The organism is Campylobacter sp. RM16188, from assembly GCF_012978795.1.
Classification (GTDB): Bacteria; Campylobacterota; Campylobacteria; order Campylobacterales; family Campylobacteraceae; genus Campylobacter_A; species Campylobacter_A canis.
Genome location: NZ_LIWQ01000018.1, coordinates 25,708 through 49,801 on the forward strand (window position 1 = coordinate 25,708; position 24,094 = coordinate 49,801).

The window sequence follows — 24,094 nt, forward strand, 5'->3', positions numbered from 1 at the left end:
TTGCCACGCTTTGCAAATAGCGCAAAATGTGGCAAATTTACTATTTTTTAAGCAATATTACCCCTTAACTTTTAATTAACAAATTCGCATTACAATTCGCTTCAGTTTATAACAAAATCATACTAAGTTATAAAAACTAAGTTTAGAAGGTTACTCTGATTAGCAGAGTTTAAAAATCAAAAATTTAAAAGGATTAAAAATGTTTAAAAAAATTACAATTTCAGCTCTTTTGGCTAGCTCGCTTCTAGCAAGCGGAGGATTTACGGGCGCTAACGCCAACACGACGCAAAATCAAGGCGGATTTACAGGCAAGGGAAGTGCGACTTTAATGAGCGTAAAAGAGGCTTTAAATTTAAGAGATGATGCCCCTGTGATACTTGAAGGTAAAATAAGATCGCAAATCAGAGCCGAACACTACGAATTTGTAGGTAAAAGCGGCGATGTAGTCGAGATAGAAATAGACAATCACATCTGGAAAGGCGTAACAGTAGATGAAAACACGCCTATAAGAATCACGGGCAAAGTTGATAAAGATCTTACAAAAACAACAATAGATGTAAAATCTGTTGAAATAATAAAATAACTAGCCATACACTCTAAAGTCCTTTTAAAACTCAAATTTTTAAAGAGGGCTTTAGACTAAATTTGATTTGCAACTCACCAAAACAGCCATATAACTTATCATAACTTTACAAAAGTTAATTTAAGACAAAACTTTAAAACCGCCTCATCTCAATGTTTATTAGATTTAATCTCAAACCTACTTTATCAAGTATCGTAAATTAACTTATACCAAAGCCGATATCAAGTGCAAGCTATCAAATTTAACTTAAATAAAAGCCGCAAATAAGTATAATCACACGCAAATAAACCAAGGAGCAAACATGGATATATCAAAAATCAAAGCGGGCTCAAATCCCGATAAAATCAATGCCGTAATCGAAATCCCATACGGCTCAAACATAAAATATGAAATTTGCAAAGACAGCGGTGCGGTTTTTGTTGATCGCGTGCTGTATTCTGCGATGTTTTACCCTGCAAACTACGGCTTCGTGCCAAATACGCTAGCAGAAGACGGCGATCCTGCCGATATCTTGGTGCTTAACGAGTATCCTTTGCAAGCCGGCAGTGTCATCCCTTGCCGATTGATCGGAGTGCTTGTGATGGAAGATGAGGCGGGAATGGACGAAAAACTTCTTGCGGTTCCTGTTAGCAAGATAGATCCAAGATACGAGAATATAAAAACATACAAAGACCTTCCTGAAGCGACGCTAAATAAGATAAAAAACTTCTTTGAAACCTATAAAATGCTTGAACCGAACAAATGGGTAAAGGTAAAAGAGTTTAAGTGTGCCGATACGGCAAAAGAAATTTTAGATAAAGCCATAAAAAGCTATAAATAATATAAGCCCCTAAATTTGGGGCTTTAAAAGGTAAAATTTGAAACAAATACTACTTATACTAACAGCTTGCGCCTCATTACTTGGCGCCTCGCAAGAAAGAGGCATCATAGATATGCACGGAGGCAAAACTCAAAAATACGGCGGATTTTCAAAGAAATTTGAGGACTCAAACTCTAGCGGATTTGGCAAATTTAAAGAGCAATCCAAAACTTACAAACAAGACAAATATCCGTCAAAATAAGCAAACCAAGCGCTAAATCATTTGCGTTAAAGAAATTTATCATACCTTTTATATTATCAGGATCGCTTAGATAAATTATATATAAAATCGAAAGCCAAAATATCGTGCGTGTAGCACTCGCCACGCCACCGGGCTCAGTCTGAATCGACGGTCTAAACATAGAGATAAAAGCGGTAAAAAACACTATTATAAGAGCAAGGACAAAAAGCTTTTTCATGGATTTATTATAACGAGTTATTTTATAAGACGCGATAAATATAGCTAGTGCTAATTAATTTGCATAGATCGCGTTTAAATTTTAAAAACTACTTAATACCCTTTTTAAGCTTTCGTATCAAAAATCTAGCCGGATGAAGTGCGTCAAAAAGGCTCTTTTCTATACATAACGGTCGATCAAACATAAGATCGCAGATGAGCTCAGCCGCAAGCACGGCGGTACAAAGTCCGCGCGAGCCGTGAGCGGTATTAATATAGACATTTGGGATATATTTGGCGCTTAAATTTTCGCTTTTATTTTTCGTCCAAAGAAGCGCTTTATAACTATTTTTATAAAATTCCTCATCATAAAGCCTTCCGACAATCGGAAATCTATCTCCGCTATAGCTTCTATAGCCTACTTTTGAGCCTAAAACTTCAGGCTCTTTGCTAAACAAAAACTCGTCTATATCGGCTAAATTTTTATCATCATCGCAGCTTCTAGGCCCATCTAGTTTTAAATTTCTATCATAGGTTGCGCCGACAACCTGCACACCGTCAACCTGAGGGCAAACGTAACCTTTTGCGCTAAAAGGCAAGCTTGTTTTGATAGCCTCTTTGATATGTGTAACCTGCCCGCGAACCGAGCTAAGCTGCATATCAAAATTCGCAAAGAATTCCATACTATCACTACCGATAGCAAGTATCAAAACGTCGCTAATTATGGTTTTTCCATTTTTAAATTTCGCCGATATTTTACCATCCGGTAAAATTTCATAACTCTCAAACTCGTATCCAAGCAAGACATTGGCGCACCTGCTTGCAACCTCACACATCTTGCGAGGTCTAGCCTTGGCACCCTCTTTTATAAATGCACTTGGATACGGCAAGCTATTTAAATTTATATCAAAAACTCCGTTTTGACTATCAAATTCCTGCCATCTTAAAAGACGCTCAAGCAGCTTATCTTCGTGTGCATAGTCTATAACACCGCTAAATTCGCACTCGCTTGAACTCATCGTATCTTTATAAAACCTAACGGCCTGCAAAAAAGCGTTCATGTGCATTCTACCAAGCTCCACCTCTGGCTTTGTGATAAGCGGCATTAAAATTCCAGCATGATTTCCAGAGCCGTTTGTAGCTATCTTGTCTTTCTTTTCAACCAAAGTAACTTTTATGCCAAGCTCATTTAGCTTATAAGCGCTAACGCAACCTGCCACGCCTGCACCTATGATAAGCGCTGTTTTTGCCTTTTTAGAGTTATTTTGCGTGTCATATCTACTAAACCAAGGATTTTTTACCGTGCCATTTTCGCTCATAAGTCTAGCGCTTATCATCTCGCGCTTTTTGCCAAAGCCTTTTAGTAACGTAACTTCAAAATTATTTTTAGCAAGAGCGTCTTTTACGACCCTTGCGCTTGAATATGTTCGCAATATCGTATCTGTTTTTCTTAGATAACAAATCCCCTTAAAAACCTCATCGCTCCACATACTATCGTTTTTGCTCGGCGCAAATCCGTCCATAAACCAGATATCGGCTCTAAATTCAAGCTCGGGCAAAATTTGATCGATCTTGCCAAAGCAAAGATCAAGCGTGATACGTGAATTTGCAAAATTTAGCCGGTGAAATCCTTGTATAAGCGGCGGGTAGCTTTTTATAAGCTCATTTGAAAGCTCTTTAAAAACACCTAATTTCTGATAAATCCTAACAAGATCTTCCTTGCTAATAGGATTTGCCTCGATGCTAACATAATGCAAAAATTTGCTTGAGTCTTTAAATTTGTTTAGTGTTGTTAAAAAATTTAGCCCCGCTCCAAAGCCCGCTTCAGCTATTATAAACCGATCTTGCCTGTCCCAAATTTCATCAATTGCACTTGCAAACACATACTCGCTCTCGCCGGCAGGATTATCGGCACTAAAGTATATATCTCCAAAATCCTCGCTATAAGCAACTCCGTCTTTAAAGGAAATTTGAGCGGTTTTCATTGCTGATTTGCAAAATAGACATCAACGCCGTTAGCAATTCCTTTAGCGATAGCGTCTTGGTAGTTTGACTTGCTTATTAGCTTGCCTTCATCAGGATGTGAGATGTAGCCTACTTCAAGCAAAACAGCGGGCATAAGCGCACCCACTAGAACCCAAAACGGAGCCTCTCTTACTCCACCGTCAACGACCTTTGAATTTATCTTTTTGGTTCTGGCAAGAACCTCTCTTTGGATATCGATGGCAAGCTTGTTTGAGGCTATGATCTTTTCTCTGTTTAAGAAATTTAAAAAGGTCTGCTTAGAGAAAAAATTCATCTCGTCTATGTCCGATTTGTTTTCAAGCGCGGCTACGTTTTTGCTACGCTCGCTTCTTGCAGGCGAGAGGAAAAATGTCTCGATACCTTGCATAACTTCGCCTTTTTGCTTATTCGGAGCGGCATTTGCGTGTATAGAGATGAAAAGATCGGCAAGCTTGTCGTTAGCAAGCTTGGTTCTACTTCTGAGGTTTATAAATTTATCCTTTGTACGAGTGTAAAAGACCTTATATCCGCGTTTTTTAAGCTCATCGCCGGTCTTTAAAGCGATATTTAGCACGATATTTTTCTCTTTTAGCTTTCCGTTTATAGCGCCCGGATCATCGCCGCCGTGTCCCGCGTCAAGCACGATAGTTTTACCGCCGGTTTTTTTAATAGGTATCGCGCCTTTATTTGAGCTTTGCTCGTTTTGAACTTGCTTTTTATCCTGCTTCAAGCTTTTTTGCTTGTCGTCTTTAGCTACTTTTAAAGCAGGCTTTTTTTGTCCGGCCATTATAAAATGAACGGAATTTGCGTCTATATAAAAATCAAGCTTTTGTTCTTTTTTGTTTGAAAAAACCACCCGAATAGTATTTTTATCAAACTGACTTACTCTAACTTCTTCTGAAAGCACATCTTTAAAAGTGTGAGATTTGCTTGTCCAAACGCCTCTGAAATCATATACGTTTCTAAACATTCCTTGAGTGTTCAAAAGCATATGTTTGATGTCGCTTGGGTGTAAGGGTTGATTGAATTTAATCTCAAAACTATCTTCATTTTTGATAATGGCAAGAATTTTTAAAGGATTTTTCTTGGCAGAGCCTTTATCTATAATGATAGTCTCTTCTTCTACGTAAGTTTGCTTTTTTACATCCTTTTTAGCAGACGTCTTGGTGCTTTTAGTATCGGCTTGTCCGATATTTTTACCTTGATTTATTGTAGCAAGCTCTTTTTCATAAGGCTGTGCGTCAAGCTGAAGAGCCTTGGAGCTCTCAATAAGCCTTTTTAAAGTTTCTACTTTGGTCTTGGTGTCGTTATCGATAATTGACTTGATATAAAGGCTCTTCATATCGTGATGAAGTTCAAGCTTAACTTTTTTGCTCGCATTAGTAAATGCGCTGTCAAATTTCTTAAGCCTTGCACTATCGGCGTATGAAAAACCGACAATCAAGAGCAATAATAGTAAAATTCTACCTATCTTCGCCATGTAAAAGTTTTGCAAAAAGTCTCTTTACGCTTATTATCTCGGTTAGTTTATATCCGTTAGCACCCGTAAAAAATAGCCCTGTTTCTTTTCGTCCGGAAAATGCGTCAAAAAGTCTATCGGCTATGCAGTAGCCAACCTCTTTTGCCTCTTTTCCTCTTTGGCAAGGAGCTACACAGTTGCTTATGCAGCTTATCTTTGGTCCGGCCTTTTGATCGACTAAATTTATAAGATTTGTCCTAACTCCTCTAGCAGGATATCCTACAGGGCTTTTTATAAGCTCGATATCCTCTTTTTTAGCGTTTAGCAAGACTTCCTTAAAGCCTTCGCTGGCATCGCATTCATGCGTTCCTATAAACCTAGTTCCCATTTGAACGCCGTTTGCACCAAGAGCCATAACTCTTTTGATATCGCTATTATCCCAAATTCCGCCAGCTACTATTAACGGGAAATCACCCCACTCTTTAATTTCCTCTTTTACCGGCTTAATCAAATTTTCAAGCTGATATTCAGAATCAAGGCACTGCTCGTAAGTAAAGCCCTGATGCCCACCGCTTAAAGGACCTTCAAGCACAACGGCATCAGGCAAGCGGTTATATCTCATACTCCAGCGCTTACAGATGATCTTAAGAGCTTTGGCCGAAGATACTATAGGCACAAGCGCTACTTCTTTAAAATTTTGCGTAAATTCCGGCAAATTCGTAGGCAGGCCCGCTCCGCTTATGATCACGTTTATACCGTGCTCGCAAGCATCCTTTACGATACGAGCATAGTCGTTACTCGCACAAAGCACATTTATACCAAGTGGCAAATTTCCGCAAATTTTTCTTGCGTTATCAATGACGGCCTTAAGTCCATCACGAGAATAGAAATTTTCGCTTCCCAAAGGCTTTGAATTAAGCTCTTTTGTGATATGAGTTCTGTTTTCATAATACCCTGTTCCAACCGAGCTAATCACTCCAAGTCCGCCTTCCAGGCTAACATTTCCGGCAAGTCTGTCCCAGCTTATACCAAGCCCCATTCCGCCTTGAACTATCGGATACTTTATCTCGTATTTTCCGATTTTGATCGAGCTAAATTCCATTAAATTACCTTTAGTCTTGCAAATTTTCTCTTACCGACTTGCAAAACATACTCGCCCGAGTCAAGTTTAATCTGCTCATCACCTATTTTTATCTGATTTACACTAACGGCATTTGCCGCTATATCGCGTCTTGCTTGCGAATTAGTAGGGCTTAGCTTGCAATGAGCAAGAGCTTCCACTATCCAAACGGGCGCTTTTAGGCTAAATTCCTCTATATCGGTTGGAATTTGATTTTGCGAATGCACTCTATCAAATTCAGCCTTAGCCTCATTGGCTTGCTCTTTGCCGTGATATCTAGCGGTGATCTCAAGAGCAAGGGCCTCTTTGACCGCTTTTGGATGAGCCTTGCCGTTTGCGACTTCGTCTTTTAAAATCTTAATTTCACTTAAACTTTTTTCACTTAAAAGCTCGTAATATCTCCACATAAGCTCATCGCTCACGCTTAAAATTTTGCCGAACATATCGTTTGCATTGTCCGTCACGCCGATATAGTTTTTAAGGCTTTTACTCATTTTATTAACCCCGTCAAGCCCCTCAAGCAAAGGCATCATGATGACGGCTTGCTCTTTTCCGACATTATAAATTCGCTGCAAAGTTCTTCCCATAAGAAGGTTAAATTTCTGATCCGTTCCGCCCATTTCGATATCACATTTCATCGCTACGCTATCATATCCTTGAAGCAGCGGATATAAAAATTCGCTTATCGATATTGAAGCTCCGCTTTTAAATCTCTTTTCAAAGTCGTCTCTTTCAAGCATTCTGGCTACAGGAAACGTGCTTGTAAGCTCAACTATACCTGCCGAGCCAAGCTCGTTTAGCCATTTTGAGTTAAACATTATCACCGTTTTTTCGGGATCTAAAATTTTAAAAACCTGCTCCTCGTAGGTTTTAGCGTTTTTTGCTACGGTATCTTTATCAAGCTTCTTTCTTGTTTCGCTTTTGCCTGTCGGATCGCCGATTTGCCCTGTAAAATCGCCTATTAGAAACTGAACGATCGCACCGTGTTTTTGCAAAAGCGCCATCTTTTGAAGCACTACCGTATGGCCAAGGTGTAAATCAGGAGCCGTCGGATCAAAGCCGGCTTTAACGTAGAAATTTTCACCCTTTTCGTAGTAGTTTTTAACCAAATTTACAACCTGCTCTTCGCCGATTATCTCCGCAATACCCTTTTTAATCTCTTCTATTATCTTTAAAATTTTCTCTTGCACTGCCTCTTTCCTTAATTTTGATGATAAGCATCATCAAGCGATATAAATTCCATTATCTTATAGCGATCTTTTAATCGCTCTTTTATCTCAGCCATATCTAAATTTTCTCCGATTTCTACGGTTAGATCAAAAAGATCGGCCGTAGCGTCGTGAGTCTCCAAAAGAGTTATTGTAGCTAAATCAACTTGCATTCTAGCAAGATATGTTAAAAATTCAGCCAAAGAGCCTCTGCGATTTTCAAGACTTAAGATGATCTTGTATCTATGCGGAGCATTGCGAGTCCATTTGACAAATATCATTTCGTTTTTATCTTCGACAAGCTTCATCGCTCGCTCGCAAAGCTTGTGATGAACGGTTACGTGAGATCCGCTCCTAAAGCCAAGGATATCATCGCCTCTTTTTGGATTGCAACAATAATCAAACTCAACGGTTGCTATTTTGTGATTTGAGTAGATAACTATATGATCAAATTTTTGCTTTCTGACAAGATATTTATCCGTTAGCCTAAGCGCAAATGGCCTATCTTTTCTTATGTATTTTTTAAGCGCATTTACGACATCTTGCAGATACACCGAGTCATAAGCGGCTTTAAAAATTTTCTTAGTTAGCTTTTCGCTCTCTAGCCACACAAGAATTCTATTTGTAGAAACCCCGAAAATTCCGCTTAAAATTTCAAGCGCTACGAGATTGTTTATGTCTTTTATCTTTTGTTTGCAAAGAGATCTTATAGTAGCTTTTGCCTTGCCCGTCTTTACGCTTCCAAGCCAAGAACAGCGATATTTAGGCTCATCTCCGGTTACTATATTTACTATATCGCCGTTTTTAAGCTCGGTTAAAAGCGGCACTCTCATGCGATTTATGTAAGCTTCTTTTGCGTGAAGCCCTATCTCGGTGTGAATTTCATATGCATAATCAAGCGCCGTAGCGCCACGTGGCAGAGTAAAAATATCTCCCTTTGGCGAATAAACGGCTATATCCTCTACATAAAGGCTGTCTTTTGCGTATTCGTATAGCTCTTCGGGATTGTTTTCAGTCTCGTTTTGCATGCCGATATCGCTTAACCAGTCAAGCTTAGGATTTAAAAATCCGCCGTTTTTATACTTCCAGTGTGCGGCAACTCCGTATTCTGCGGTTTTATGCATATCAAATGTGCGAATTTGAACTTCAAATATGCTTTTATTGTCAAAAATCGTAGTATGAATTGTTTGATAGCCGTTTTGTTTAGGAAGCGCTATGTAATCCTTAAATCTTGAAATGAGAGGGTTGAAATTTATGTGCAAACTTCCAAGAGCAAGGTAGCAATCCTTAGGCTGCTTAACTAAAATTCTAGCCGCCAAAAGATCAAGCACCTCTTCTATAGAGATACCCTTTCTTTGCATTTTTAGGTATATGGAGTAGTGATGTTTAACCCGCTTTTGTATCTCAAAACTGCCTTCGGTAAAGCCGTTTTGCAATAAAATTTGACTAAGTTTATCAATAAATGAATTTAACTTAAGCTGAAGCTGCTGCTTATGCTCAATTATGTAGTCATCTATCTTCTTATACTCTTGCGCAAGTGCATATTTAAAGCTTAAATCCTCAAGCAAATTTTTAATCGAAGAAATTCCAAGCCTGTGCGCGATAGGAGCATAAACCATAAGAGTTTCTTCGGCGATTCTTTTTTGCTTATCAAGCCTTAATGCGTCAAGAGTAAGCATATTATGAAGCCTATCGCAAAGCTTAATCACAAGCACACGCACATCTTCAATCGACACCAAAAGCATCTTGCGAAAAGTCATCGCTGAGGCAGCAAGTCGCTCGTTAGAATCAGAACTTGCAAGTTTATCTTCTCTGATCGCAACGATCTTAGTTAGTCCCTCAACCAGCTTAGCTACCTCTTCGCCAAATTCTTCTTGTAAATTTTCCGTAGAGCATTCCGTATCTTCTACCACATCATGCAAAAGCGCAGAGATGATCATGCTGTCATCACCACCCATATGAGCAACTATTGAAGCTACCAAAATAGGATGTATTGCGTAAGGTTCTCCGCTCTTTCTAAACTGCCCCGCATGAAAAGTTATACACCAATCAATAGCTTTTTCGACATTTGGAGTAACTTCAAACAAAGAGTATAGTATCTCTTTTGCTTTTGTAACATCTCTGCAATCAGAAATTTTATCAACGAGTTGCTCTAAAAAAAGCCCGTTACTTGTTATCTTCAACTATACCCTCTAAGCCGATTTTTCCTTCGGCTATTTCACAAAGCGCAATATCTGCAAATTTCATCTTGCTTACATCTCTATCAAGCAGACTTTTAGCTCCCGCAGCAAGCGCTTCAGCACGCTTTGCCACCACTAAAGAAAGCTTATATCTATCGTTTCCTACTGTTTTTAACGCTCTTGCGGCTACTTCTTCTAGTCTCATCATCTCTCCTTAAATTTAGTTTTTAACTACCGAACAAAATGCCGATTCGTCTTCGTTGATAATGCTTAATAAATTTCCGTCCTTAAACATATTGCATACTAAAATCGGTAGTTTGTTATCCTTAGCAAGAGCTATGGCCGTATCATCCATAACTTTTATATTGTCATTCATAGCCACTTCATAGCTGAGCTCTTTTAGTAGTTTAGCATCTTCAAATTTCTTCGGATCTTTATCATAAACACCATCTACTTTAGTAGCTTTTATGATCATATCCGCATCAATCTCAATAGCCCTTAGAGTCGCAGCCGTATCGGTCGTAAAGAACGGATTTCCCGTTCCTGCGGCAAATATAACCACCCGTCCTTTTTCAAGATGTCTTTGGGCGCGTCCTACGATAAAGGTCTCGCAAATTGCTTCCATCTTGATAGCGCTTTGAACGCGCACGCTTAAGCCTGTTTTCTCAAGCGCCTCTCTCATGGCGATTGAGTTTATCACGGTAGCAAGCATACCCATATGATCGCCGCTTGTGCGCTTTATGATGCCGTCTTTTGCTGCACTTACGCCTCTTATGATATTTCCGCCGCCTATAACTATACCTACTTCAACGCCGTTTTCAACAAGTCCCTTAATCTGATTTGCGATAAATTTCAAAATTCCGTTATCTATCCCAAATCCGCTCTCACCTGCTAACGCCTCGCCCGAAAATTTAACCAACACTCGCTTTTTACGTTCCATAAATTCTCCTTAAAATTTACGCATTTTAGCAAATTTGTGTTTAAATTTTACTAATTCTAAGCCCTAAACAGCTATTTAAGGCTTATCATCTCAAGCGGATTTATGTGGTAGTTTTTCTGTGTAACTTCAAATGTAAGATCTCTTGCCACGCGTCCTATGACGTATCCTCTAGGAACTTTTGAGCCGACCTTTATCGTAGGAGCTATCTGGCTTAAATGAGCATATATAGTGTGAATTCCGTTTGCATTTTCTATGATCACCACCTTATCAAGCATAGCCGTATCTTTAGCAAAGACTACTTTACCGCTTAGCACGCTTTTAACCTTGGCATTTGGCGAATTTGAGCTAAGAACTACCGATTCGTTAAAAATTTTGATGTTATATATAGGGTCTATATAGTTACCGAATTTTTGCTTTACGGTAAAGCTATCAAGCGGAGCTATGGTCTTTTCGCCGCTATATTTTTTTACTTTACTTGCCTGATAGCTTGATCCTATCTGCTTAACGTCGCTGTCATCGGGAGTAGTTTTATTTATCACTATTTGAGTGCTTCCGTCAGATTTTTTATCTTTGGATTTTTTAGCTGCCTCTTTAGCCTTTTTCTCAGCCTCTTTTTTGGCCGCTTCACTCTCTTCTTTGGCTAGTATCTTAAGCTGCTCAAGCGTCTTTCTGATCTCTTTTTGCTCTTTGTGGATAACGGAAAGCTGCCTTGAATAGTTATTTTTATCTTTTTTTAAATTTGCAAGCGTCTTTGACTGAGCCTCTTGCAAAGCGGCAAGTTCTGATTGCTTTTCTTTGTATCCTTTGAGGTTTGATTTGATATTTTCTATCTTTTTGTTTTGCGTTTTTATAAGCTCCAGCGTCTTTTCATAATCTTTTGCCAAATTTTTAAAATCCTCTTTAAGCACGCTGTTTAAATTTGATAAAATTTCAGTGGCAATAATGCTTTCGTTGCTATCTTCATACTCTTTTGGAGTTATAAGATCAAACGCAAAATGATCCGCTATTATACGTATCAAGCTTTGTTCGATATATTTTTGATTCTCAAGAAGCTCTTTATTTTGCTCGGTTAGATCTCTTAGTTCGGAATTTGCGTCTATAGCGTTTTTTTCAAGATCGGCTATCTGAGCGATAACCTCTTTCATCTTCTTGTCGCTTTGCTTAACCGCATCTTCACCCGCTAAAATATCTTTTGCAAGATCGTCAAGCTTTTTATTGAGCTGCTTTTCTATCTCTTTTGAAATTTCCAAAGATGAGGTTTGAACCTTGATCTTTTCGTTTGTAGTCGCACAAAAAGCAAGTGAAAAACAAAAAAATAAAAGAGTAAAAATTCTCATAAGCTCTCTTTTTTAGCTCGTCTCATCACAAAGCTAACCGCTATCATGCTTAAAATAAGCGATATGCCAAGAAGCGTCGCTCCATCAACTATGATGTCGATTTTGGCTAGGTCTATACCCACTTCACTTGCCGTAGCTTTTATGATCTCAAAATCAGGAAGCATGATATAAAGAGCCACAACGCAAACCGTAGCTATAAAAGAATCAATCACCGCGATGTTGTAAAGAACTCCCGATTTTAGCCAAAAGGAAGCGCCAAAAAGCGTCATGATATCAATCCTCTCTTTATGCTCATAAAGCCAAATTCTCATCTGCTTAAATAGCAACATAAGCCCTATAACAAGTATCAATAGCGAGAAAATTTGAGATATTTTCTTGATAAGCTGAAGAATTTTGTAAATTTTATCGTGAGTTTTTGAAAATGTCTCAACTTTGCTCACTCCGTCTATTTTTAAAATTTTATCTCTTATTTCGTTCATGTAGCCGGTGCTTGGAAAGCTATTTAGTTTGAGCGAATAAAATTTAGGCAAGGCGTTTTCAAGAGCTGATATATTTTTAGCCGAAATATCCTTAGATAGTCTATCAAGGACGGATTTAGCACTTAAGCTTTCAATGGATTCAAAAGTATTTACCATCGGCTTTATCATGCCCTCGTCAAGCTCTTTTGAACTTACGATTATGATGTTGTAATCTTTATTCATCAATCTTTCATAATCTTTTATCGTATTTTCCGTAAGCGTTATAAACTGAACGCAAAAAAGTAGCGCTATCAGCGGAAAGATCACTCCCAAATGGTTTTTAAGCGATCTCATGCAAGCCTCCGTTTTCTATGACGAAATGGCGATAAGGTATGCGCAAAGTGGCGGGAATTTTATGCGTTACGACCACTACGCAAGTTCCCAAAAACTCTTTTGCCGATCTCAATAAAGACCAGATCACATCGCTAGAGTAATCATCCAAATTCCCCGTAGGCTCGTCACATAAAAGCAGATGCGGATTGTGCGCTAAGGCTCTTGCCATGGCTACTCTTTGCTGCTCGCCGCCACTTAGCTCAAGCGGATATTTATGGGATTTATGAAGCAAATTTACATGCTTTAGCAGCTTTTGAGCTTGGTTTTTGCAAACGTTTTGCGAAAGTCCTTTTATCATCAAAGGCAGCATGACGTTTTTTTCGACACTCCATTCGTTTATAAGGCGGTAGTTTTGAAAGATGATGCCGATCTTTTTTCTTAATTCATCCAGCTTGCCCTGCTTGATGTTTGCCATCTCGCTTAAGCAGACGTTTAAAGAACCCGAATACGGCTTAATCTCTCCGTAAAGTGATTTTATTATCGTTGATTTGCCGCTTCCGCTCTTGCCTGTTATTAAAACAAAATCGCTCATATCTATTTCGAAATTTACATTTTGCACGATGAGTTCGCTTTGAGTATAGCCCAAAGATAGCTCTTTAGCGCTAATTATTTTTTGCATTCGCCAAATACTCCTTTAACGCCAGATGCGCCTTTAAATTTTCCCTTGTAACAAGCGGCTTTTTGATTAGATATTCACACTTCTGATTTCCAACCAAGACATAGCAATGCTCCGGTGAAGCAAAAGCTCCAAACGCAACACGAATTAAAATTTCCCCGCTTTCTAGCTCAAATTTCTCCTCTAAATGCAAAAAGCAATCATCCATTTTTATAGTGAAATTTTTAAAATTCGAAGCTATTTTTTGCGTATCGTATCCATGCTCAAATTTTAGTTCATCAAGCATTTCAAGCTCAGGACTATAAGTCTCGCACTCAAAAATAGCGTCGTAGATGTCCTTAGACTGCTTTTTCCATCTGTCTTCATATTTACTACTGACGGCTAAATTTCTATTTTTATAAAGGCTTAGCTTTGCGCTTGTAAGATTTAAAATTTGCTCTATCGTGTAGTCGGTATAAGCCCTTGAATCGCTTCTAAGCTCAAATTTACCGCCATTTTTTAGCGTTCTTTCACACTCTTTTATAAATTTTTCAGACACTACCCTTCTGTGAGGTGCATCATCCCAAGGCACGGGAAAATGAAGAAAAATTCTATCTATAAAATTTGATTTTATAAGAGATAAAAGCAATCTCGCATCGGTATTTATAAGCGCTACATTGCTTAATTTTTTAGCTTTAGCAAGCTTTGCAACCTGCTCTAACGAGGGTTTATAAACCTCTATGCCGATTACCAGCGCATCCGCGTTAGTTTCGGCTTGATAGAGCAAGTGTCTGCCAGAGCCAAAGCCGATCTCTATAAAAATTTTGCCGAATTTAGACTCTTTTAAAATTTCTAAAATTTCATTAGTATCAACGATAGCTGATGATTTTTGAGTTAGATGAGTTTTTTTAACAGCCATCGCTTCGGTTAAAATTTCTTTACAATTTAGCTCTTTAAATTTAACCAAAGCGCGTTGCAAAAGCCCTATTTTGGCTGGCTTTGTAAGCTTTTCACCCTTTATCACAAAGCCTTCTTTTTCGCGCTTTTTAATAACTATAAAAAACTCCTCGCCACCGCTTTTAGTGTAGATCAAATTTGAGTTTCTACCCTTTGCTTCCCACTGAAATTTGATATCTTCATCGCCGAAAGGCAAAGGGTTAATTTTTAAGTTTTTGGCTACGAAATTTGGCATTATTCGATACTTACCGATGCCTTTTTGGACTCGTCTGAATTTATGCCGTATTCATCTACGGCGATTACCCTATAAGTGTATTTAAGTCCGTAAGCTACGTTTGTATCGATAAATTCGTTGCCTGTTATATTTGTAAATTTTTGCTCCCCACTATCACCGCCCTCTCTTATGACTGTATAGCTTCTTGCTTTTTCGGAACTACTCCACTGAAGCTTCACCGCAGAACTATCCGCAACGATTGAGGTTACTACCGGAGCTTCCATCGCCGCTAACGTAGATCCCACTACGGCTTCTTCCGGACGCTTTGACTCAAGCCCGTCTTTATCTACGATAGTGATCTTATAGTATCTTGTAGCGCCGTTTTCGTTTATTAAATCCTCGTAGCTGTTGGTTTTGGTTTTAGCAAGATAGGTGTAAGGCAAAAATTTATTTGAAGCGCTGTAAATTTTATAGTATCCAAAATCATCGCTTGCTACGCTATCCCAAGTTAAGATGATCTTCTTAGGAGTGTTATTGCTGGCTTGAATGTTTGTCACCGTGCTAGGAAGCGGCTTGGTAGTAGAATCGACTATGGCGCTTGGCTTTGAGACGGTTCCCGTGCTTGTTTTTACAAAAACTCGGTATTTATAAGCTCTGCCCGATTTTACGCTATCGTCTATGTATTCGGCATTTAGCCTGCCTTTAACCTCTGCGATCTGTCGCCAGTTTTCCTTGCCGATGTCAGCTTTTTCGACTATATAAGAAGCTACGCGAAGATCAGGGTGCGGTCTCCATATAAGCTTAACGCGCTCAGGCAAATTTGTAAGCGCTCTAACGAACGGCACCGAATCCATAAGAGCTTTAGTGCTTGCACTTATCATGACGCCGGCATTTGAAATTTGCTTATTTGCGTTATATGTTCTCATTTCGTATGAATATGTCGTTTCAGGAGCCAAATTTGAATCCACGTGGTGGCTTGCGAAGCGATCTTTGATGTCTGCTACCACTTTCATTTTTCCATTGTTTTCGTTCGGGTTTGAGCGATACAGATAATACCCCGCCACTTCAGGGCTTGGCGTAGGCGTCCATTCAAAGCCGATTTCGGTCATATCGCTTATGGTTTTTAAATTTTGGATAGTCGGCAAGCTTGCATTGACTTGCGTAGGCGCACTAGGAGATACGCAGCCACTTATCACAACCGCTAAAAGCGTCAAAGAGCCCTTTAAAATCAATTTTTTCATCAATAGTCCCTTTCTCAAATTTACTCAGTAAAATTTCTTCAAAATCGCCCCAAATAGAAGCGACAAAACTCATATGCTCACCGCTATTGGGATGTTTGAAATAAAGTCCGTAGGCGTGAAGCATAACTCGTTTGATTTTATCATTTTCGCTCTTAAATCCGTATAAAGTATCGCCTAAAATATGGCGGTTTATGCTTGCAAGATGAACTCTTATCTGATGAGTTCTGCCTGTAAAAAGTTTAGCCGCGATCAAATTTACATTTCCGCTTTCCGCCAAATTCAAAAAAGCGCTTTTAGCCTCTCTTCCGTCTTTAGTAATGGCTTTTTTAAGGCGATTATTTGGATTTCTGCCTATCTTTCTTTCAATTACGCAAGCTTCTTTTAGCGGTAGATCAGTGACGGCAAGATAAATTCTGCCCATTGTTTTATCGCTAAGTTGGGCGGAAAGTGCCGCGTGAGCGCGGTTGTTTTTAGCAACCACTATCGCTCCGCTAGTGCCTTTATCCAGCCTATGAACAATTCCTGCCCTACTCTCTCCGCTTAAGGTAGAGAGCAAAAAGCCCTTTTTGCCAAGCCAATCCACAAGAGTAGCTTCCTTAACGCTTGGCGCTCCGTGCACGACTAAATTTGCAGGCTTATTTAGCACGATAAGATCATTATCTTCATAGATGATCGGCACATCAAAATCAGCTTCAAATTCTAAATTTTCACTCACGGTTTCTTTGAACTCAACTTCGATAACATCGTCTAAATTTAGCTTAACCGAGCCTTTTAAAACAGGTTTTAAATTTAGCTTTACACATTCGTTTTTGATTAAATTTGAAATTTGATTTCTTGAAATTTTAAGCTTTAAGGAAAGATAACTGTCGATTCTTTCGTTTATATTAGGCGCCTCTACGACGATAGTTTGGTTCAATCCATTACCTTTTTGTGTTATAATTCGGCTAAAAACAAGGCGAAAATTTTGATAAGACTTGATAGGCGAATTTTAACTCATTTTGATTTTGTGCAGCCCATTTTAATACTGCCTATTATAATTTTATCATATATTTTAGTACTAGAAGCAAACAGCGTCTTAGCAAGCAAACAGATAGTTTATTTTGCGGTTGGCTTTTTGGCTTTTGGATTTTTTTTCTTGCTACCGATTAAAAAGATCGAATGGATAATTCCGATGTTTTATTGGATTTGCATCATACTTTTAATAAGCGTTGATCTCTTTGGAGTAACCAAACTCGGCGCAAAACGTTGGCTTGAAATTCCATTTGTCCACTTTACTATCCAGCCTTCAGAGATCATGAAGCCGTCATTTTTGCTTATGCTAGCATACCTCATCAAGCGCAGACCGCCTGACATCAAAGGATACGGGCTTAAGGATTTTTTGATATTTAGTTTTTATATCCTGCTGCCTACATTTTTGATTATGAAAGAGCCTGATCTTGGCACGGCCCTTATACTTCTTATAGTCGGATACGCCGTACTTTTTGTGATCGGGGTTAATAAAAAAATTTGGATTACTATCTTTGTAGCTATCGGAATTTCCGCACCTCTTATCTATGAAAACGTCCTTCACGATTACCAAAAAAAGCGAATAACCGATTTTTTAAGCGAAGAGTCAAGCTATCACGTGCGCCAAAGCATCATCGCCATAGGAAGTGGCGGACTTACTGGAAAACCAAAAGATGAAGCCACTCAGACGCACTTTAAATTTCTGCCGATTTCTACGAGCGATTTTATCTTTGCTTATACGATTGAGCGATTTGGCTTTATAGGCGGTCTTGGCTTGCTTATGCTTTATGGCTTTTTGATAGCTCACTTGCTTAGTCTAAATTACGGTCTAAAGGATGATTATTTCACGCAGGTTATCACGACGGGAATTGGAATTTTGATATTTATCTATGTCAGCGTAAATATCATGATGACTATCGGTTTTGCGCCTGTTGTGGGCGTGCCGTTACCATTTTATAGTTACGGCGGAAGTAGTTTTGTAACGTTTTTAAGCCTGTTTGGGATTTTACAAAATTTGCTTACTTTTAGATTTGATCCGACATACCGCTTTGTGAAGATTAAATTTTAATTTAAGCCAAATTCATGGCTTAAATTTAGACTTTCTTTAAAAACTCGGTTTTAAGCACGATAACGCCCATTTTATCGATCCTGCACTCAACCTCTTTGTCATTTCCCGTTAGCTTGATGTTTTTAGCCATTGTTCCGCGCTTCAGAGTTGCGCCCGCACCTTTTACCTTAAGATCTTTAATCAAAGTTACGTTATCTCCTGCGTTTAGTTCTGTTCCGTTTGCATCTTTTGGCATGTTTTCTCCTTGTAAAATTTCAGCCATTATAGCAGGTAATTTCCATAAAAGCTAAAATTTACCGCCTCTTAAAATTTCCATAGGCAAGACGCCAAATTTCTCTTTAAATATCTTAGTAAAATGTGCAAAACTGCTATATCCCACTATCTTTGCAGCCTCTTTTACGTTTATATCGTTTTGTTCAAGAAGGCTTTTGGCGATCTTAAGGCGCTCATCCTGTAAGGCTCTATGAATTGTTGTGTTAAAGCAGTGTTTAAACCCGTTTTTAAGCTTAAATTCGTTCGTAGCACAAAGGTTTGCAAGTTCTTTTATGGTAGGTGGATTTTGTATATTTTTAAGCAAAATTTCTCTTGCTTTGTGTATCATCTTTAAATCATCTTCGCTGTATCTAAATTTGTCGCTCTCTTCGGTTTTTACCTCCGTAAAGCTTTTATAAACCATCTCTAAAATTTTAGACTCTATAAAAATTTCTCTCATCTTTCCGCTATAAATTTTAGAGTTTGCGAGCTCTTTTAGTATCAAATTTTGAGTCAAATTTGTATCTGTTATCCTAGCGCAAAATTCATTATCGCTACTTAAAATTTTAAAAATTCCAAGCTCTTGGATGAGCGAATTTTCAATTATTATCGACTGGCTTTTGTAGCTTTTGCCGTGATGCTTGCTTGCAGCCATAAAGCTATCGTTTATACTACCCATACAAAGCTGCCCCGGCTTTAAAACAAGGCTATCCTTTGACCAGCTTAAGCTGTTTGCACTCTGCCCTACATTAAAACATAAAAAGGAGTGTGGGATCTTTTTTGAGAGATATTTTAAATTTTCACTATATCTTATATCGTAAGAGCAGTAGCCAAATCCACTTCCGGTATCGTAATACTCAAGTTCGCAGTTTAAATTTTCATCTTTAAATGAAATTTCTTTATATCTTTTCTCTTCGCCAAATTCAACTCTGCACTCAAATTCATCAAAAAATTTATCAAGCTTTCTGCTTTCACTCATAGTCTCTCCCCAAATTTGAAAATAATCCGATTAACGCTATCTTTTAATCCTTTTAGCGATATTTTTGTATTGATAATAATTATCCCATTATAGTAAAATGAAACTTAAATATTTTTACAATCAGGAGTTAAAGTGAAAGCTAAATACCTAAAAGTTGCAGCCGTTATCTCTTTAGCGGCATGCCCGTATATCTTTGCAACAGAGAGCGTATCTCTTGGCGAAGTTAAAGTAACAGCAAACAAAATAGAAGAAAAACTAAAAGATATCCCACAAAGTATCAGCGTGATTGACGGCGTAGAAGTAGAAGAAAAAGGTATAAAAACCATAGAGGACCTACTAAAAAGCGTGCCTAGTATATCAACCACAACGGGACTTCACGGAGGAATTTTTACAAGAGGGCTTAACGGCTCGATATTTACTAGAACAAATCCTGTCACGATCTTCATAAACGGCGTAGCGCACGGTAATCAATTCGGAGCATACGTGCCTATCACAAACATAGAGAGAATAGAAATACTAAAAGGTCCGTCAAGTACGATTTACGGCAAAGACTCTATCGGCGGCGTTATAAACGTAGTCTTAAAAGAGCCTAGCAACGAGTGGTCTGGAAGTGTTGGCGCAGAGTACGGCTCATATAAATACAGAATCGGCACCTTTGAAGCAAACGGCGCACTTGTAGATGACGTGCTATATCTTGGGCTAAACGGCTCGGCATCCAAAGATCAAGGCTGGATCACGGACGAGATAACAGGCAAAAAATCAAACGGCAAAGAGCTTAACAACTTCGGACTAAATTTGAAATTTATACCTACGGATAGGCTATCTTTCAAGCTTTTTGCGGATAGATACTACAAGAAATTTAACGGCACGGACGGTATAGTAATCCCTTATGACAAATTTAAAAGCTTCAAAAAAGACGATGTCAAAACAACAAGGCTTGAAAGTGAAACACACTCACTTGAAAAGTCAAATTCCATCGCCCTAAACGCCACTTATAATTTTGACAGTGTAGATCTAAGCTCTATCACCACATATAAAAAGATAGATCAGTCAAGCAACTACGACCTAGATGCAGGAAGCAAGTATTTTCCCCACAATAACAATCTAATCATGTTTTCTGATATGAGAATTAAAAATTTATCTCAAGAATTTAGACTCTCGAGTAATGAAGAGCAAAATTTAAGATGGATTGCCGGGCTTTTCTTTGAAAACGAAAAGATAGATATAAGAAAAATGGGCATGCAGTTTATGATGATGGGAGCGCCTAAGGAAATGGATGCACCTGCAAAGATGAACAGCAAAACCGCTTCATTTTTTGCACAAGCCATATATCCTATCACCTCAAAGTTTGATTTAACACTTGGAGGAAGATACCAAAAGATCAAAAAAGATATCAAGGTAGACACCTATATGTATCCTGTCGGCTCAAGTAAAACTGCGCCTTTTTACTCGCTTGAAAACGATGCAAGCTGGAACAAATTCCTACCAAAGATAGCTCTTGAATACGCTCTGCAAGATGAGCTTAGCGTCTATGCGATGTATGCCAAAGGCTACCTAGCGGGAGGATTTAACTCATTTCCCATGGGAGGAACAAAAGATGAGAATAAATTTAAGTCACAAACCAGCGACAACTATGAAATCGGCATAAAAGGAGCTTATGATAGTTTTAGATTTTCAGCGGCTGCCTTTTATATGGATATAAAAGATACCCATATCTACATGATAGATCCTAAAAATCCGGCAAATTTCATAACAGGAAACGCCGATAAGGCAACCTCAATGGGCGTTGAGCTAGAAAGCGTAGTAAGAGCTACAAAAGAGCTTGGTATAAACATGGCTGCAAGCCTACTTAGAACAAAATACGGCAATTATATTAGCCCTAGCGGCAAAAACAACAAAGGCAATAAGATAGAATACAATCCGGAATATAAATTCTCGCTTGGAGCTTCTTACTATGTGCCGTTTGGACTATATGCAAGGATAGATGGTAATCTCATCGGCAAAACATACTTCGATCCTCAAAACTCGGTCGCCAGAGCAAGCTACTTCACGGCTGACGCTAAGATAGGCTATATGAAGAAAAATTTTGACGTATATCTATACGCTAAAAATATAGTCGACAAAGAATATCCGATGAATGTCTTTGATAGATCTTACGGTGTGCTTGTAGAGTATGATAAAGGCAGAATTTTTGGGCTTGGAGCTAAATATAGCTTTTAAAATTTGGCGTTAAATTCGGCGCCAAATTTCTATATCAAAGGAAAAATATGATAAATAAAATTTTAGCCGCACTACTTGCGTTTGCGACATTAAACGTAGCGCAGGCTCATGACTTTTGGGTGTTTGGAGAAAATTCCGATAAATTTAGAGCCGATATAGGCTACGGACACAACTTCCCTCATCAAGAGATAATACCCAAAGATGAAGCCAAGTCCTTTGTTCCACTTGCAATTATCTCAAAAGACGGAGTCAAAACAGAGCTAATCCAAATAGGAGAGAACTACCGCTACGAAGGAGAAAGACTTAAAAAAGGAAGCTATATCCTAGCAGGCGAATACAAAAGCACGTTTTGGTCAAAAGACGCAAACGGCAAATGGTATATGGATAAGACAAAAGATCAGGTAGCAGATTCCGCTTACTGCATGCAAGCTTCAATGTATGCAAAAGAGGTTGTAAATATTGACGGCGAACAAGATGAGTTTGTAACTAAAACCATAGGGCAAAAGCTGGAGATAGTGCCACTTGAAAATCCTGCAAATTTTGATATAAATAAGCCTTTTAAAATTCAAATTCTGCTTGAAGGAAAGCCGCTTAAAACGGCTAGAATAGACGGAACATTTGATAAATTTTTAAAAGACAAATTTGCATTTTCGGCAACTACTGATTTAGAAGGTATAACCGAAGTTATGGCTTTAGCACCCGGCAAATGGATACTAAAAGTCATGCACAAAAGAGCCTTTGGTGAGAGTAAAAGATGCGATGAGGAGATACTGATCGCTTCGTTTACTTTTAAGATAAAGTGATATTTGTGTGCAAATTTTAAGAATTTATACGAAACAAAATCAAACATCCCCTAAATTTAGGGGATGTTTTAACTATTAATAAAATCCGCTTGGTTTTCCCGTTAGATCGATCATGATATTTTTCATCTGAGTATAGTGCTCAAGTATGATTTTATGCGTCTCTCTGCCTATGCCTGAGTTTTTATATCCGCCAAATGGGCTTCCGGCAGGAATTTGGTTATAGCAGTTTACCCAGACGCGACCTGTTTCCATCGCGCGCGCTGTTCTTAGCGCTTTTGTGATATCTTTAGTAAAGACCCCTCCGCCAAGGCCATATTCGCTATCATTTACCATCTTAATAAGCTCTTTTTCATTCTTAAATTTGATGATAACGCCTACAGGCCCAAATATCTCCTCTTGCGCCACTCTCATATCGTTTGTTACGTTTACAAGAAGAGTAGGCTTCACAAATGACTTGCCCGCGCTCGCAAGCTCTCCGCCGACCGCTACTTTTGCGCCTTCTTTTTTGCCGATTTCTATGTATTCTAGTATTTTTTTGGCTTGCTTTTCATTTATCTGAGAGCCCATTTGAGTCTTTTTATCAAGAGGATCTCCAACTTTTATCTTTTTAAATTTCTCAACAGCCGCAGCTACAAATTTATCGTATATACTCTCTTCGACAAAAATTCTACTTCCGGCACAGCATACTTGACCTTGGTTAAATAAAATTCCTATCTGAATTCCATCAATTGCCAAGTCAAAATCAGCGTCAGCATAGATGATGTTTGCCGACTTTCCGCCAAGCTCAAGTGTCGCAGGTATGATCTTCTCTGCTGCGGCGATAGCGATATCTCTTCCTATTTCGGTTGAACCCGTGAAGGCTAACTTATCTAAGCCGTTGTGTTTTGTTATGTATTCTCCCGCCTTACTGCCTTTTCCTGTGATTACGTTTACAACGCCTTTTGGCAATACATCCTTAATCAGCCTCATAAGCTCAAGTACGCTAAGGCTGGTTTCTGAAGACGGTTTAAACACGCTGGTATCGCCAGCTGCGATAACGGGAGCTAGCTTCCATGCCGCCATCAAAAACGGAAAATTCCAAGGAACTATCTGACCTACAACACCGATAGGCTCGCGCAAGATCACGGAAAGCTGCTTTTCATTAAGGACATTTGCACTTCCCTCTTCAGCTTGTATAACGCCGGCAAAATACCTAAAATGCTCTGCTGCGTAAGGGATATCTACATTCATAGTCTCGCGAATCGGCTTACCGTTTTCCATAGTTTCGACAGTCGCCAAAAACTCTTTGTTGTCATCTATAATATCTGCGATTTTTAAAAGAATTTTTGAGCGCTCCGCTACGGTTGAGCGCCTAAACGTCTCAAACGCCTTTCTTGCAGCCTTTACCGCAGCATCGACATCTTTTTTGGTCGCATCGGCTATTGAAGCTAATTTCTTGCCTGTTGCGGGATTAAAAGTATCTAGAGTTGCACCGTCGCTAGCAGGCACAAATTCGCCATTTATAAACAGCTGATATTTATCTTGCAGTTTAACCATAATACAATCTCCTTTAGTAGAATTTAACAAGAAAATTATATTACTCAAACTTAAATACTCGGATAACTGGATAATATTTATTAATAAATTTTTATATAAAAATATCAATTTTACTTCCGGTATTTTTATATAAAAAGTTACTAATGGATAAGAATTAGCTTAAAAGACTTATTTTAAACAACAAATACAAAAATATTTTTGACGATTTGGAAATTTAAAAGATGAGTAAATTATAAGATGGTGGGTTCACCAGGACTCGAACCGTATCGTTTTAAGTCAATATTT

The 24,094-nt window shown here is 38.6% G+C and carries 22 protein-coding genes; 6 read left to right on the forward strand and 16 right to left on the reverse strand.

Translation table 11 applies throughout. The features are described 5' to 3' along the window. Positions 1–199: 199 nt before the first annotated feature. The 3 genes from CDOM16188_RS10010 to CDOM16188_RS10020 all read left to right on the forward strand — a co-directional run bounded on the left by CDOM16188_RS10010 (position 200) and on the right by CDOM16188_RS10020 (position 1,644). Positions 200–583: a YgiW/YdeI family stress tolerance OB fold protein gene (locus CDOM16188_RS10010; RefSeq protein WP_169942566.1), complete on the forward strand. Its 384-nt coding sequence runs from the start codon at positions 200–202 to the stop codon at positions 581–583. A 301-nt stretch (positions 584–884) separates the two neighbouring features. After that, positions 885–1,403, forward strand: a complete 519-nt coding sequence (ppa, locus tag CDOM16188_RS10015) for an inorganic diphosphatase (protein ID WP_169942569.1) — start codon at positions 885–887, stop codon at positions 1,401–1,403. 37 nt (positions 1,404–1,440) lie between these two features. Beyond that, positions 1,441–1,644 (forward strand): hypothetical protein, encoded by a 204-nt coding sequence (locus CDOM16188_RS10020; protein ID WP_172201870.1) that lies wholly within the window; start codon positions 1,441–1,443, stop codon positions 1,642–1,644. Positions 1,645–1,949: 305 nt separating this feature from the next. Here CDOM16188_RS10020 and mnmC read toward each other — a convergent pair whose 3' ends face one another. The 13 genes from mnmC to CDOM16188_RS10085 form a co-directional block, all read right to left on the reverse strand. Then, complete coding sequence (gene mnmC / locus CDOM16188_RS10025) at positions 1,950–3,824, reverse strand: bifunctional tRNA (5-methylaminomethyl-2-thiouridine)(34)-methyltransferase MnmD/FAD-dependent 5-carboxymethylaminomethyl-2-thiouridine(34) oxidoreductase MnmC (RefSeq protein ID WP_172201872.1); 1,875 nt, start codon at positions 3,822–3,824, stop codon at positions 1,950–1,952. Next, positions 3,821–5,338: an N-acetylmuramoyl-L-alanine amidase gene (locus CDOM16188_RS10030; RefSeq protein ID WP_253908188.1), complete on the reverse strand. Its 1,518-nt coding sequence runs from the start codon at positions 5,336–5,338 to the stop codon at positions 3,821–3,823. Before CDOM16188_RS10030 ends, mnmC begins: the two co-directional genes overlap by 4 nt. After that, positions 5,307–6,404, reverse strand: coding sequence for a nitronate monooxygenase (locus CDOM16188_RS10035; protein ID WP_172201881.1), 1,098 nt, complete (start codon positions 6,402–6,404; stop codon positions 5,307–5,309). The genes CDOM16188_RS10030 and CDOM16188_RS10035 overlap by 32 nt, the downstream gene beginning before the upstream one ends. Then, positions 6,404–7,612, reverse strand: coding sequence for a tyrosine--tRNA ligase (gene tyrS / locus CDOM16188_RS10040; protein WP_172201883.1), 1,209 nt, complete (start codon positions 7,610–7,612; stop codon positions 6,404–6,406). The genes CDOM16188_RS10035 and tyrS overlap by 1 nt, the downstream gene beginning before the upstream one ends. A gap of 11 nt (positions 7,613–7,623) precedes the next feature. Continuing rightward, entirely contained in the window at positions 7,624–9,807 is a 2,184-nt protein-coding gene (locus tag CDOM16188_RS10045; protein ID WP_172201900.1) for a RelA/SpoT family protein, read from the reverse strand. After that, on the reverse strand, positions 9,797–10,015 hold the full coding sequence (locus CDOM16188_RS10050) for a DNA-directed RNA polymerase subunit omega (RefSeq protein WP_172201885.1): 219 nt from the start codon (positions 10,013–10,015) through the stop codon (positions 9,797–9,799). Before CDOM16188_RS10050 ends, CDOM16188_RS10045 begins: the two co-directional genes overlap by 11 nt. A 15-nt stretch (positions 10,016–10,030) precedes the next feature. Continuing rightward, positions 10,031–10,750, reverse strand: coding sequence for a UMP kinase (pyrH, locus tag CDOM16188_RS10055; protein WP_172201887.1), 720 nt, complete (start codon positions 10,748–10,750; stop codon positions 10,031–10,033). Between the two features lie 71 nt (positions 10,751–10,821). Then, positions 10,822–12,087 (reverse strand): murein hydrolase activator EnvC, encoded by a 1,266-nt coding sequence (locus CDOM16188_RS10060; RefSeq protein WP_169942580.1) that lies wholly within the window; start codon positions 12,085–12,087, stop codon positions 10,822–10,824. After that, positions 12,084–12,899: an FtsX-like permease family protein gene (locus CDOM16188_RS10065; protein WP_172201889.1), complete on the reverse strand. Its 816-nt coding sequence runs from the start codon at positions 12,897–12,899 to the stop codon at positions 12,084–12,086. Before CDOM16188_RS10065 ends, CDOM16188_RS10060 begins: the two co-directional genes overlap by 4 nt. After that, entirely contained in the window at positions 12,886–13,557 is a 672-nt protein-coding gene (locus CDOM16188_RS10070) for a cell division ATP-binding protein FtsE (protein WP_169942584.1), read from the reverse strand. The genes CDOM16188_RS10065 and CDOM16188_RS10070 overlap by 14 nt, the downstream gene beginning before the upstream one ends. Next, positions 13,541–14,725, reverse strand: a complete 1,185-nt coding sequence (gene trmB / locus CDOM16188_RS10075) for a tRNA (guanosine(46)-N7)-methyltransferase TrmB (protein ID WP_172201890.1) — start codon at positions 14,723–14,725, stop codon at positions 13,541–13,543. Before trmB ends, CDOM16188_RS10070 begins: the two co-directional genes overlap by 17 nt. Then, positions 14,725–15,945, reverse strand: a complete 1,221-nt coding sequence (locus CDOM16188_RS10080; protein WP_172201891.1) for a fibronectin type III domain-containing protein — start codon at positions 15,943–15,945, stop codon at positions 14,725–14,727. Before CDOM16188_RS10080 ends, trmB begins: the two co-directional genes overlap by 1 nt. After that, a complete protein-coding gene (locus CDOM16188_RS10085) occupies positions 15,875–16,861 on the reverse strand; it encodes an RluA family pseudouridine synthase (protein ID WP_216656283.1) in 987 nt (328 codons plus the stop codon). The genes CDOM16188_RS10080 and CDOM16188_RS10085 overlap by 71 nt, the downstream gene beginning before the upstream one ends. Before the next feature lie 48 nt (positions 16,862–16,909). Between CDOM16188_RS10085 and CDOM16188_RS10090 the strand changes: the two genes are divergently transcribed. Beyond that, entirely contained in the window at positions 16,910–18,019 is a 1,110-nt protein-coding gene (locus tag CDOM16188_RS10090; protein ID WP_172201892.1) for an FtsW/RodA/SpoVE family cell cycle protein, read from the forward strand. Positions 18,020–18,044: 25 nt separating this feature from the next. Here the strand turns inward: CDOM16188_RS10090 and CDOM16188_RS10095 are convergent, their stop codons facing one another. Further along, positions 18,045–18,254: an alkylphosphonate utilization protein gene (locus CDOM16188_RS10095; protein ID WP_172201893.1), complete on the reverse strand. Its 210-nt coding sequence runs from the start codon at positions 18,252–18,254 to the stop codon at positions 18,045–18,047. 51 nt (positions 18,255–18,305) lie between these two features. Next, positions 18,306–19,250: an AraC family transcriptional regulator gene (locus CDOM16188_RS10100; protein WP_172201894.1), complete on the reverse strand. Its 945-nt coding sequence runs from the start codon at positions 19,248–19,250 to the stop codon at positions 18,306–18,308. Between the two features lie 132 nt (positions 19,251–19,382). On the opposite strand from CDOM16188_RS10100, the gene CDOM16188_RS10105 reads away from it, so the two are divergent. Both CDOM16188_RS10105 and CDOM16188_RS10110 read left to right on the forward strand, forming a co-directional pair. Beyond that, a complete protein-coding gene (locus tag CDOM16188_RS10105) occupies positions 19,383–21,470 on the forward strand; it encodes a TonB-dependent receptor (protein WP_172201895.1) in 2,088 nt (695 codons plus the stop codon). A gap of 47 nt (positions 21,471–21,517) precedes the next feature. Then, positions 21,518–22,273 (forward strand): DUF4198 domain-containing protein, encoded by a 756-nt coding sequence (locus CDOM16188_RS10110; RefSeq protein WP_216656284.1) that lies wholly within the window; start codon positions 21,518–21,520, stop codon positions 22,271–22,273. Between the two features lie 75 nt (positions 22,274–22,348). On the opposite strand, the gene CDOM16188_RS10115 is transcribed toward CDOM16188_RS10110, so the two are convergent. Beyond that, complete coding sequence (locus CDOM16188_RS10115; protein ID WP_172201896.1) at positions 22,349–23,809, reverse strand: aldehyde dehydrogenase family protein; 1,461 nt, start codon at positions 23,807–23,809, stop codon at positions 22,349–22,351. Positions 23,810–24,094: the final 285 nt, after the last annotated feature.